Below are 11,956 nucleotides of genomic sequence, written 5' to 3'. Positions count from 1 at the left end.
GGAAGTTTAATGAGCATATATACAGCATGCTTTTACTTTTAACGAGCACGCTTGTGAAATAGTCGCATATTTTATGTCATTGCTCTTCAAGTTATGTTATCAAATGGTTACTCTTCGAGCGTTTCAGTTGATTATTGATGAAAAAAACAAAAAGAACTAAACAGACTATTAAGCACTTACTCACCGTCAGTGTGTTAATTGTGTCAAGTTGTGTTAATGCGAACGTTGACACCATTATTTATGCTGGGCAAGCGCTTATTGACCCATTAGAGCCTTCACGTTCGAAGCAAACTCTGGTGATCGACAGTGGTAAAGTTGCTGCTGTATACGATGGTTACCGTACGCCCCAGTCACTCAATGCGCCAAATGCAAAAGTATATGACTTAAAAGACAAATATGTCATGCCTGGACTAATAGATATGCATGTACATCTGGCTTTTGAACGCAACCCAGCAGCAAACCCACACCAGTGGGTCACTGAATATGCGACCGATCAAGCACTTCGTGCTATTCCTAACTTGTCGAATACACTGGAAGCGGGTTTTACATCGGTACGGGATTTAGGTGGGCCGCATAAAGTGATATTCGCATTAAAACGTGCGGTAGATAATCACCGAATAATTGGTCCAAGAATTTTTGCTGCTGGGGATTTTATATCAGCTACGGGTGGTCATGGTGATTTACATGGCTACCGCCATGACATCAACCAACTGGTGACTGGCGGATTAGGTATATGTAATGGTGCGGACGATTGTCGTCGGGCGGTGCGTTCGGTTGTAAAAAGTGGTGCTGATGTTATTAAAGTTACAGCGACGGGGGGAGTCTTAAGTAATACAGCAGCAGGTGTTAAACAGCAATTAACAGATGATGAACTTGCTGCGATTGTGACAACGGCACATAGTTTAGGCCGCAAAGTAACAGCACATGCGCATGGTACCGAGGGGATCAATGCCGCAATTAAGGCGGGCGTTAACTCCATTGAACATGGCTCTTATCTCAACAAAGCGTCAATTGAGTTGTTTAAACAACATGGTACCTATTTAGTGCCTACTTTATTGGCTGGAGCGACCGTGACCGAAGAAGCCAAAAGTAACCCGAAAATGCCTGCAGCCATTGTTGATAAAGTAAAGCAAGTAGCACCTGTGATGAAAGAAGCTTTTCAGAAAGCTTTAAAACACAAAATTAATATTGCCTTTGGTACAGACTCGGGTGTATCACGTCACGGAACTAATGCTAAAGAAGCTGAGCTCATGGTTGCATATGGTATGTCTGAAAAGCAAGTGCTGGTGAGTGCAACCGTGTCGGCTGCAAAGTTATTGGGTCAAGAGCATAATTTAGGTCGCTTAAATACGGGAATGAATGCAGATATTATTGCTCTGAATAAAAACCCCGAGCACGATATTCGGGCATTACAGCAAGTGCCATTTGTTATGAAGGCGGGTATTGTATATAAAGAATAGTGCCTGATTAAAGCGATTGTTGCTGTATAGCAAAAGTGCTTTGCGCTTAACCTATATTATCGATACTGTTTTTTCGTCTACACTTGCTAGCAAGCCGCTATTTAAATGATTAACGAGAACAAACAATGAAAAAAGTAATGATATTTGTCACGAACCACGCAACACTTGCTAGCAAGCCGCTATTTAAATGATTAACGAGAACAAACAATGAAAAAAGTAATGATATTTGTCACGAACCACGCAACACTTGGTAGTACAGCACAAGCTAATGGGACATACGCACCAGAGTTAACTCATGTTGTGAGCGCGTTATTGGCTGCAGGTATTGAATATGACATAGCCTCAATTAAGGGCGGGAGTGCGCCTCTGTATGGTGTCGAACCAGATGGTGACGAAGTAAACCAGCAGATTTTAAATAATAACCAGTTTAATAGCAAAGTTGACAATACATTGACGGCAAGTGAAATTGATATCAACGCATACGATGCTATTTTCTACCCAGGTGGGTTTGGGTTATTAAGTGATTTATTTGAAGATAAAACGGTTGCTGCAATAAGTGCCCAACATTATGAAAGTGGCGGAATAATAGCCTCGGTTTGTCATGGGCCAGCTGGCTTATTACCTATTACTTTGAGCAATGGAGAGTCATTGCTTTCGTCAGTGTCTGTGACAGGGTTTACGCGCGAAGAAGAAGTGGATTTTGGCACAATTGATGATATTCCATTTTTACTCGAGGATGCGCTAGCACGTAATGCGGTGCAGTATAGTAAAAAGCAGCCGTGGCAGTCATTTGTTGTTGAAGATAAGCGGGTTATAACGGGGCAAAACCCAGCGAGTGCGCATGCAGTGGGTGAAGTGCTCGTGAAGTATTTATCGTAAGCTGCTTGTTATTATGAGCCAGAATAGCCGTACTCTGGCTCTTGTTTCTGCTTTTGCATTCGACTGAACAGTTAATCGCTATTTCGTTCATTGGGTAAATCACTGCTATATTCGACGAACTCTATTTCAAAACCATCAGGGTCGATAAAGTAGGCATTTTTTCTGTAAGGGTGAGTATTGCTGCCTGAGTCGACATTAAACCCAGCAGCATTCATCCGTGTTACCAAGTGATCTAAGTTATTTACGACATAGGCAAAATGAGCTAACCCCACTTGATATCCGCTTAAGTCTCGTCCTTTAGTGGCGCCATGGTCGCTGAGTGCAATGTAATTATTATCGTCACCCAAATGTAGCCAATTTCTGGGTTGACCGTTCCAGTCGCCAGACCCAGAACATCTGACTCTCCAATGTGGAAAGGCGGCTTGGTAAAACGCCAAAGCACGAGGTAAATCACTGACAACTAAATTAATATGTTCTAAATGCATGGGTTGTCCTTATTTATTTTTCATTGTTGAAACAATGAGGTGTTGTAGCTTTTGCATAAAGCTCGATGTATTGTCGTTTAGCCGCTTGATGTTATTCATTGATTTTTCCTTGGGTTGATTTAATGCTTAGGGTTACTTTAATACCTCAAGTTAACTTAAGGTAAAGTACTAATTTTGTGTGTAGACGGTGAAAAGTGAAATAAGGTAGGGATATGCTGATTTTTGTGGGTTTAGTACTAATAGTTGCTTGGTGTATTGCAATGATAGATACAGTCGGTGCTTTATTTGGTCAGTGGAGTGTGGTTGGTGATGGTCGACACTTAGTATTTGGCTTTGAAATAACGACGTTAATGTTATTGCTGTTTGTAAGTGTGATGATAAGGCGTTGGGTTTATTTGCAGTCGGATAGTAAAAAACTGCGTAAAATTGCAAACTTTAGCTTAGCCTCGTTGAGTTTATGTATGGTAGGAGATGTGATTAACTTTAACCTTCGAGAGCAATTTTATCGTCATGGTGAAATCATTAAGCACGATTACCTTGCTGATTCTGTGTGGTTTTTTGCACCTGGGTACATATTGTTAATAATGGCAGTTTTTTCCGCGATAAATCATTTCGAAGCATTAAGTAGAAAAAAAACTCAAGAAAGTGTAATCCATAGCCATTCTGGTTTATATCATATAGGCCATCATTTTAAATTGTACATATTGGCTATTGTTGCAATCGTGGTAGGTGGAAGCGCTTTTATGTCTATGTATTTACCCGAAACAGGTTTATATATTTCGGTGCTAACGGCTTTACATTCGATTGTTATTACAGCTGTGGCGGTCAGTGCAATGATGATGATTTATTCAGTCGGTGTAAAAAACATGTCGACTGGTTTATGGTGTGTGGTGTGTGGCTTATTGCTCGCGGCATTAGCAGATGCAATTATCGGTCAATATTGGATTTATGGTGCACAGGGAGAGGGCTTTTTTCCACAAGTTAGATATATCAATTGGGCAGTTTACATTACCTCGCAGTGTTTCGTCATATTACTTCCCTATTATGTAGTTCAGCATACAAAAAAAGCGATAAATACGGTGTAAAATTTCAGCTGAAAGCGGGAAAAGAATGGCTGGTATGAAGCTAGCAACTTGTAATTCGTTGATGTTAAACATACATTGAAGAATGAAATCACGGACTCGGGTGCGGGCAGTACATCATTGAGGAAGTCCGCAATCGTTGAGGGTATTGTGGCTTTTAGAAAGGCTGAGTGTGTAACTGCGGAGTGAATTTTTGATATTTAAGTGCGGCTTAATAAACCGGTTACGCAGAGTGAACAAGCGCTAGCAAAGCCAAAACAGTTGGCCGAAGCATAGGTTCGCGCAGTGGATATTGTGTTGGGTTACTGGTTAGAAACAGCTATTGTCAGAGCTGAATTCGGTGACTGATATTCACGTATAAAACGCGATATGGATGATATATCAAAGGGTTTGATATCAGCGGGCATTCGAAAAAGGCTCTTTTGCACCAATAGTCTGTTAAAACCCATAAGAAAAGTATAACGAATTATTAGATATTAATAGATTGAGTTTTTTGAGAACTCGTTTGGAAAAATACGGGGAATGATTGTGAATATAGATTTTCGCTCAGATACAGTGACAAGACCATGTAAAGCAATGAAAAAAGCCATGTTTGACGCAGAGCTGGGGGATGATGTTTATGGAGATGACCCTACTGTTAATGCGTTAGAGGCATACGCCGCTAAACGTCACGGCTTTGAGGCTGCATTGTTTTCTAGCTCTGGTACACAAGCTAATCTTTTGGCACTGATGGCTCATTGTGAGCGAGGTGATGAGTATTTATGTGGGCAAAATGCGCACAATTACAAATATGAGGCCGGTGGTGCCGCCGTATTAGGCTCTATTCAGCCGCAACCGATTGAAAATGAAGCGGATGGCAGCCTATGTTTTAATAAGCTATCCAGCGCGATTAAGGCTGACGATTTTCATTTTGCACGAACAAAGGTGTTGAGTTTGGAAAATACCATTGGCGGTAAAGTTTTAAGCCTTGATTATTTGAAACAAGCACAAGAGTTTTGTCAACAAAACCAGCTCATCCTACATTTAGATGGGGCGCGAGTGTACAATGCAGCGACTGCTTTAAAAGTTGATATTAAAGAAATTAGTCAGCATTTTGATTCAATGACCGTGTGTTTATCAAAAGGACTAGGTGCACCAATAGGGTCCGTGTTATTGGGTAATAAAACATTTATTGCTAAAGCTCGACGAATTAGAAAGATGCTTGGGGGCGGTATGCGCCAGGCTGGTATCTTGGCGGCTGCGGGTCAGTTTGCATTGATGAATAACGTTGAGCGGTTGATTGAAGATCACGATAATGCAGGGTATTTGGCACGTGAAATTAATGGTATTTCGGGTTTAAGCACTGAAGCTTATAAAGTAGAAACAAATATTGTTTATGTTGATGTTGCAGCGCACGTTGACATGAATTTTGTAACGCAGTCGCTCGCTGACCAAGGGATTTTGATAACTTCAGCATACATAGGCATGCGACTTGTTACGCATAAGGACATTACACGAGAAGATATTGATACATTGATAACACATCTTAAAAAATATCTAACTTGATTTAGACATAATACGCAGGGTTGTGTTAATTCGATATGAGTTGTGATAGTCGCACGAGTTGGGAGCAAATCCCCAAAGCGTGCGACTCAGTTGTATTTTCCGTCGTTAGACGGCACACCGACTGCCGCATACATAGAGGTCGAAGACTTACATCATTGAAATATTATTGGTGTTTGTTCACCTGCCAATCATTGTGTGTTAAATATGTTTTCCCTGCTGAAATAGCGCCTGTCTCTAAGGTAGTCGCCATGGTATCATTCCAGCGGTTTAAATAACCAAAGAGTGAAATAACACCCAAAATTTCAACAATTTCGCCTTCATCCCAGTACTTTTTCAATTCAGCTTCAATAATATTATCAACAGCATTAGGCACACTGGATGCGGCGAGTGCGAATTCAAAAGCGGCTTTCTCTGCACTTGTATACAGCTCACTTTCTCGGAATTGCCAAATATTATTTAGTCGCTCTTCTGAACCACCGTAGCGCTTTGCGGCTAGTATTGTGTGTGCCTCACAGTATCTACAACCTGTATTGGCACTGGTGATATAGCCAATAAGTCGTTTTTGTTCAGCAGTGACTCTGCCGCCGTTTTCCATTACGGCCATATTCAAGGTGATAAATGCTTTTGCAATAGCGGGGCGAATTTGCATGGTTAAAACACTGTTTGGGCAAAACCCTAGCGTTTCATTAAAAAACTTAGCTAACTCACGCACTTCTTGGTTTTCATCTTGTGAAAGGGGGGTAACTAACGCCATAATAAGATCCTGTTTTGTTTTTATGTTGCATATGCAACATAAATAGTAAGGTGTCTTGGTGATTTTGTCTAGCAAAGTTACAGTGTGAGTAATTTTGGTGTAAAAGGGTTTTAAATGAGCAATAAAATGCGAAAAGCGGCATTTACATTAAATGCAGGTATTACAAAGCCATATGATTTATATAATCACTTACCGTATCGAGTTGCAGTGGCAAGTAATTTGTTGGCCATTGATAGAGATGCTGCTATTAAACAGTTTACTGAATTAGAAACGCGAGAGATAAGAGTACTTTTGAATATTGGCTCTTATGGACCGATTAATGCTGCAGATATTGCCTATCAATCTAGGTTAGATCCTTACTCGGTTAATCGAGCAATTAATTGCTTATTAAAATTACACTATTTAGATGAAGAGAAAAAAACGGAAAATCAACGGTCTAAATTGGTCAAATTAAGCGACTTAGGCACTGATGTTTATAAAAAAATCACTTGTCATCTTGAACAAAGAACAACCCGTTTAACAGCCAATTTAACCAGCGAAGAGCAAATGACGCTATTACTGCTATTAGAAAAACTGGAGCTGCAAGCAGAACAAGTTTTGGCTGACACTGCAAAAGACATCGAAGCACAAGGAAAAACCATTACCAGAGATCAAAAAGAGGTGATCCGTTGGCACAAAAGAACCACCTCATGAACCACCTCATAATGTGTAGTGATTAAAGGGTATCAACCCGATCTATTAACACATTTCTTCGTTGTATATAGCATTGACCTGACTTTATAACTAATTGGTCTTCATAACGGCCGTTAAAGACCTTCATAGGCTGAGTGCGGTCTTCAAGGCTAGTAAGGTATAAAATAAAATGAGACTGAGCAGTGAGACTATTTTTTGAACTAGGTGTAATATTCATACTGGTGATCATATGAATACTTTTCTTTGTGATAAGGGCGCTTCTGACACGGCTAGCAATGGCGTCACTTCCTTGTAATGAGATATTTAATTTTGGTACCGCAAAGGTCGCATCCTCTGTGAACAGTGCTTGATAATCACGCACTGGGCCTTTATCTCTGTACTGGGGGTACTTCATGAGTACGTCTTCACAGAGTGTGACATTTATGTCTTTTTGACTAATTTGGCATCCACCCAGCACTATGGCTAAGGAACATATGAATAAAGTTCTAAGCATGACTTTCCTTACAGTTAAATATGGAATATCAACGAATTATATCGCCAATACAGATCAGAATATCGTAAAAGAATAGATGAAATGTGAAATATCATCATATTTTAAAATGGAATAAGGCTATCGTTTCTAAGTCGATGAGATAGGGAACATCATATTTTAGATTGCTGGCAGGACATATGGTTAAGTCTACGGTATATTACTAATCTATCTAATTTATAATAAAAAGAGTAAAGGAATATGAAAAAGCTTATTCTTACCAGCTTTATATCGTCAAGTATCGTATTAGCGCTTACGGGCTGTGAGAGTTCTACCGTTTCTCACACTGTATCAAAAGCAAATGATAGCGTGACTGCGGTTGCACCTCCTATTGCGAAAAAAATAGCACATGAGACTAAAATTCATGGCTATGTGATGCAAGATAATTACCATTGGTTACGAGATGATTCTCGCAGTGATCCAAAAGTACTTGCTCATTTAGAGCGTGAGAATACTTATAGTGATTCAATCTTAAATTCGACACAAGCGCTACAAAATACACTATTCAATGAAATAAAAAGCCGCATGGTTAAGGATAAGCGTTCAGTACCGGTGAAAGACGGTAAATTCTTCTATTTTACAGAAACACTCGGTGAGCAAGAGTACCCGTCACTCTATAGAAGTGACAACGTGTCGGGAAAGGATGCGAAGTTACTGTTTGATATGAACATACATGCGCAAGGTCACAATTATTATAATATAGCGGACTTTTCAATCAGCACAAATGGTGACCTATTGGCCTATTCAGAAGATACGTTAAGCCGGCGTATCTATACGATTCGGGTAAAAAACTTGGTGACTGGTAATACACTTAGCGACGAACTTACCGGTGTCCAGGGTGGGGTTGTGTGGGGCAATGATGATAAAACGCTCTACTATGTGAAAAAAGATCCCGTTTCGTTACTTGGTACTCAGGTATTCAGGCATACACTCGGTACACCGCAAAGCGCAGATGAGTTGGTATATAATGAAAAAGACAATACTTATTATACGTACATAAGTAAAAGTAAAGGTGGGGAGTATGTATACATTCACCATTCAAGCACTGAATCTAAAGGTGTATCAATTATTGATGCGAATAATGCCAAAGCACAGCCTCAGCGCTTCATTGAGAGAGAGAAAGGGCTTGAGTATAGTATTGCAAAATTAAAAGACTGGTTTTATATTTCGACGAACTTAAATGCAGTCAATTTTAAGTTGATGAAGGTACATGAGAGTCAGTATTCAAATAAAGCGAATTGGCAAACTGTTATTCAACATGATAGCAAAGAAAAATTTGAAGACTTTGCGCTTTTCGATTCCCACTTAGTATATAAAACCCGAAAAATGGGCCAAGCCTATATTACTATTCGGGATTTGGCGTCAGGCAAAGAACATCCGTTAGAATTTAATGATCCTGCCTATTTAGTTAATTTAACGGGTAACAAAGAACTGGGTAACGGTGCTGTGCGGATCAGTTACTCTAGTATGACTACCCCCAAAACGACATTTGAAATAGACCTGAATACTTATACTAAAGCGATACTCAAAGAAGCAAAAATTTTAGGTGACTTTAATGCCGATAATTATGCATCGGAGCGAATATTTGTTACCGCTCGCGATGGTAAAAAAGTACCTGTTTCTCTGGTGTATAGGAAAGAGTTGTTTAAAAAAGATGGTACCAATCCGATATTACAGTACGCTTATGGATCATATGGCTATACGCGTGACGCAAGTTTTTCTAACTCTAAACTGAGTTTGCTCGACCGTGGTTTTGTCTATGCCATTGCCCATATCAGAGGGTCGCAAATGCTCGGTAGACAGTGGTATGAGGATGGCAAAAAGTTAAATAAAAAGAATACCTTTAACGATTTTATTGATGTAACTCGTGCGTTAGTTAAGCAAGGTTATGCAGATAAAGATAGAGTATATGCCCAAGGTGGAAGCGCTGGAGGGTTACTCATGGGGGCGGTGGTGAACCAAGCACCAGAGCTTTATCATGGGGTACATGCTGCGGTACCATTTGTAGATGTCATTAATACAATGTTAGACGAAACCTTACCGCTAACGACGAATGAGTATGATGAATGGGGAAATCCAAATGAGAAAGTATACTTTGATTATATGCGGAGTTATTCTCCATATGATCAAGTGAAAACTCAAGACTATCCAAATATGCTCGTTACTACGGGTCTACACGACTCACAGGTACAATACTTCGAGCCGGCTAAATGGGTTGCGAAATTACGAGAGAAGAAAACAGATAGCAATAAATTACTGTTTAAAGTTGATATGCAAGCAGGCCATGGTGGGGCGTCAGGTCGTTATAAAAGCATTAAGGACCGAGCATTGCATTATGCCTTCTTTGTAGAGTTGGCAAACGGTCGGTTATAACTTGGGTATGAAGAGCTTAGCGTTGTGTGCCTAAGCTCTTCATTAAACAATTCATATCAGCCGATAGATTAAAAATATGTGCGATATCTATTACATGTACCTTAGTGATATGAACAAATTCATGTTTTGAGACACTATAACCAATAATAAATGATGAATATTTAAGTTCTATATTTAATACATTTGTACTTTATCTAGTAAAGAAAACACTCAGGTTGAGCGATTAACAGGTCTACACTTTTTTCGGTCAAGTCTTACAGACCTATCGAGTCAACTACAGTATGTTATTATGAGTGGGTTACCTTAAATTTTTTAATAGATATGGATATCTGGATTTAATATGAAATGGATAGTGTTTTTTATACTGAGTGTGATAACTGCGCATCAGGCCCTTGCTTCGAATGCGCGTTTCACACCATCAACGTGTGAAAAGCTCGCCTATAAAAGAGCGATTTTAATCACACAAATCGACAAAAGTAGCCCGCAAAGTAAGCAATTCTCAGTGCAAGAGCAACGTATTTTTGTGCTTCTACAGCGTCATTGTAGTCATAGTAATGCCAATAGTGAATTGCGTCTGGCTTTGCCAGATGATGAATTACTCGCTTCACCAATTGATGGAATGACCTATGCGGGGAAAATGTTTTCAAACGATAAAAAACAACGCCAGTGGCAAAAGTTTTATTCAATACCCAGTCGGTGCAAAGTGAAGAACTCGAGTTTGGATGACTTTGTTTGGTGTAGTAACAATAAAGGCAAACAAAAAAGGTTATTTGAATTGTATTTGCTTAACGATGAAGATCTGGCAGTTAGTACAAATGGCTATTCTTTAGTTGCAGCAAAGATAAGTAACCAATGATATCATTGAGTTCCATCCATATGTGCTTTGTCGCAATTTATTTGTATTGTCATAGATTTAGCGTAAAACCTCATATCATAATTAATGTTTAAAGTGTGAGAGCCTTACATGTGGTACTTGACTAGATTCATACTATGTATGAGTTTGTTTTTGTCATTTATATTATCAGCACAGCAGCAATCTGTTGTTCTTATATCTTTAGACGGGTTTCGTTGGGATTATATTGAACAGCACGATGCCAAAGGGCTGAAAAAGATAGCGCAACAAGGTGTCCAGGTAAACAAAATGTGGCCTGTGTATCCAAGTAAAACATTTCCTAATCATATTTCGATTATTACAGGGTTGCGGCCGGTCAATCATGGCATTATCGACAACAAGTTTTGCGATAAAAATCGTAACGAGTGTTATAAAATGGGATCTGGAAAGGACGACAGTACCTGGTTTAATGGCATCCCACTTTGGAATTTAGCGCGCATGCAGGGGCTAAAATCAGCCACTTACTTTTGGCCTGAATCGGACGCTAGATTTAATGGCATGGTGCCAAACTACTACTATCACTATTCACAACAAAGCGACTATCAGGCACGCATTGATCAAATCATTCAATGGCTTTCTCTAGAAGAAGGTATACGACCACACTTTGTGGCAGGTTATTTTTCGTTGGTAGATTCTATCGGTCATGACTTTGGCCCAAATAGTACGCAAGTCTATGATGCCGTTCAACAAGTTGATAAGTTAATCACAGATTTACAGTTACGTCTTTCTCAGCTCGCTCACCCCGTAAATCTAGTCATAGTATCTGATCATGGTATGACGGAGGTTGATGTTAGCCAACAAATAGATTTAGCACATCTTAGTATCCCTAAAGAATGGGTGGTTAAAAATACGGGACCTAGAGCGTTAATCTATGCAAAACAAGCGTCCGCAAAAGATGTGCAAAATATTAAAAAGTTGCTCACGACAGAATCTAAAGGGCGCTTTTCTATATTGGATAAACACACACTCATGAAACGCCATTATGTGGGCTCACCAAGGATACCTGATATTATTTTAGAAACATCGCCACCAAAGGTGTTTAGTGAACATAACAATGTAACTTATAAAGGTACGCATGGATATGTTAATACTGATGACATGGCAGCTATTTTTATTGCACAAGGGCCTGCTTTTAAATCCGGAATGAAAATTAGTGAAATGGAAAATTTGGAAGTCTACCCAATCATAGCTGAAATATTGGGTTTAAAGTTAATGAATAAAATAGACAGTAATGGAGATGTACTTCGTAAAGCAGTGAAGTGAG

At 39.5% G+C, this 11,956-nt stretch carries 11 protein-coding genes; 8 read left to right on the top strand and 3 right to left on the bottom strand.

Annotated elements, in window-relative coordinates; translation table 11 throughout:
* Window positions 1-137 precede the first annotated feature (137 nt).
* Both J8M01_RS08105 and J8M01_RS08100 read left to right on the top strand, forming a co-directional pair.
* On the top strand, window positions 138-1,460 hold the full coding sequence (locus J8M01_RS08105) for an amidohydrolase family protein (protein ID WP_211057658.1): 1,323 nt from the start codon (window positions 138-140) through the stop codon (window positions 1,458-1,460).
* A gap of 207 nt (window positions 1,461-1,667) precedes the next feature.
* Window positions 1,668-2,339 (top strand): type 1 glutamine amidotransferase domain-containing protein, encoded by a 672-nt coding sequence (locus J8M01_RS08100; protein WP_210995210.1) that lies wholly within the window; start codon window positions 1,668-1,670, stop codon window positions 2,337-2,339.
* Window positions 2,340-2,410: 71 nt separating this feature from the next.
* On the opposite strand, the gene J8M01_RS08095 is transcribed toward J8M01_RS08100, so the two are convergent.
* Window positions 2,411-2,824, bottom strand: coding sequence for a VOC family protein (locus J8M01_RS08095; RefSeq protein ID WP_210995211.1), 414 nt, complete (start codon window positions 2,822-2,824; stop codon window positions 2,411-2,413).
* Window positions 2,825-3,036: 212 nt separating this feature from the next.
* Between J8M01_RS08095 and J8M01_RS08090 the strand changes: the two genes are divergently transcribed.
* Both J8M01_RS08090 and ltaE read left to right on the top strand, forming a co-directional pair.
* Window positions 3,037-3,909, top strand: coding sequence for a hypothetical protein (locus J8M01_RS08090; RefSeq protein WP_211057657.1), 873 nt, complete (start codon window positions 3,037-3,039; stop codon window positions 3,907-3,909).
* A gap of 531 nt (window positions 3,910-4,440) precedes the next feature.
* A complete protein-coding gene (gene ltaE, locus J8M01_RS08085) occupies window positions 4,441-5,451 on the top strand; it encodes a low-specificity L-threonine aldolase (RefSeq protein WP_348771885.1) in 1,011 nt (336 codons plus the stop codon).
* Between the two features lie 163 nt (window positions 5,452-5,614).
* Here ltaE and J8M01_RS08080 read toward each other — a convergent pair whose 3' ends face one another.
* Window positions 5,615-6,205 carry a carboxymuconolactone decarboxylase family protein gene (locus J8M01_RS08080; RefSeq protein WP_192509770.1) on the bottom strand — a complete coding sequence of 197 codons (591 nt, stop codon included), beginning with the start codon at window positions 6,203-6,205 and terminating at the stop codon, window positions 5,615-5,617.
* A 114-nt stretch (window positions 6,206-6,319) separates the two neighbouring features.
* On the opposite strand from J8M01_RS08080, the gene J8M01_RS08075 reads away from it, so the two are divergent.
* Complete coding sequence (locus J8M01_RS08075; RefSeq protein ID WP_210995214.1) at window positions 6,320-6,898, top strand: MarR family transcriptional regulator; 579 nt, start codon at window positions 6,320-6,322, stop codon at window positions 6,896-6,898.
* A 22-nt stretch (window positions 6,899-6,920) separates the two neighbouring features.
* Here J8M01_RS08075 and J8M01_RS08070 read toward each other — a convergent pair whose 3' ends face one another.
* Complete coding sequence (locus J8M01_RS08070; protein WP_211057656.1) at window positions 6,921-7,391, bottom strand: nuclear transport factor 2 family protein; 471 nt, start codon at window positions 7,389-7,391, stop codon at window positions 6,921-6,923.
* Window positions 7,392-7,628: 237 nt separating this feature from the next.
* Here J8M01_RS08070 and J8M01_RS08065 point away from each other — a divergent pair, with 237 nt between their 5' ends.
* The 3 genes from J8M01_RS08065 (at window position 7,629) to J8M01_RS08055 (ending at window position 11,955) form a co-directional block, all read left to right on the top strand.
* Window positions 7,629-9,800, top strand: a complete 2,172-nt coding sequence (locus tag J8M01_RS08065; RefSeq protein ID WP_211057655.1) for a S9 family peptidase — start codon at window positions 7,629-7,631, stop codon at window positions 9,798-9,800.
* Between the two features lie 340 nt (window positions 9,801-10,140).
* Window positions 10,141-10,656, top strand: a complete 516-nt coding sequence (locus tag J8M01_RS08060) for a hypothetical protein (RefSeq protein ID WP_192509774.1) — start codon at window positions 10,141-10,143, stop codon at window positions 10,654-10,656.
* Between the two features lie 138 nt (window positions 10,657-10,794).
* Window positions 10,795-11,955, top strand: a complete 1,161-nt coding sequence (locus J8M01_RS08055; RefSeq protein WP_247671062.1) for an ectonucleotide pyrophosphatase/phosphodiesterase — start codon at window positions 10,795-10,797, stop codon at window positions 11,953-11,955.
* The last annotated feature ends 1 nt before the right edge of the window (window position 11,956 follow it).

The sequence above is a fragment of the Pseudoalteromonas sp. MMG005 genome (genome assembly GCF_018101015.1).
Classification (GTDB): Bacteria; Pseudomonadota; Gammaproteobacteria; order Enterobacterales; family Alteromonadaceae; genus Pseudoalteromonas; species Pseudoalteromonas aurantia.
Note: the sequence above shows the minus strand (reverse complement) of the source record. Positions and strands in the feature narration are given on the sequence as shown.

Bases quoted from the DNA above. Each gene is read 5' to 3' on its own strand.
- J8M01_RS08105 (WP_211057658.1), top strand. From the start codon at position 138: ATGAAAAAAACAAAAAGAACTAAACAGACTATTAAGCACTTACTCACC.
- J8M01_RS08100 (WP_210995210.1), top strand. From the start codon at position 1,668: ATGAAAAAAGTAATGATATTTGTCACGAACCACGCAACACTTGGTAGT.
- J8M01_RS08095 (WP_210995211.1), bottom strand. From the start codon at position 2,824: ATGCATTTAGAACATATTAATTTAGTTGTCAGTGATTTACCTCGTGCT.
- J8M01_RS08090 (WP_211057657.1), top strand. From the start codon at position 3,037: ATGCTGATTTTTGTGGGTTTAGTACTAATAGTTGCTTGGTGTATTGCA.
- J8M01_RS08080 (WP_192509770.1), bottom strand. From the start codon at position 6,205: ATGGCGTTAGTTACCCCCCTTTCACAAGATGAAAACCAAGAAGTGCGT.
- J8M01_RS08075 (WP_210995214.1), top strand. From the start codon at position 6,320: ATGAGCAATAAAATGCGAAAAGCGGCATTTACATTAAATGCAGGTATT.
- J8M01_RS08070 (WP_211057656.1), bottom strand. From the start codon at position 7,391: ATGCTTAGAACTTTATTCATATGTTCCTTAGCCATAGTGCTGGGTGGA.
- J8M01_RS08065 (WP_211057655.1), top strand. From the start codon at position 7,629: ATGAAAAAGCTTATTCTTACCAGCTTTATATCGTCAAGTATCGTATTA.
- J8M01_RS08060 (WP_192509774.1), top strand. From the start codon at position 10,141: ATGAAATGGATAGTGTTTTTTATACTGAGTGTGATAACTGCGCATCAG.
- J8M01_RS08055 (WP_247671062.1), top strand. From the start codon at position 10,795: ATGAGTTTGTTTTTGTCATTTATATTATCAGCACAGCAGCAATCTGTT.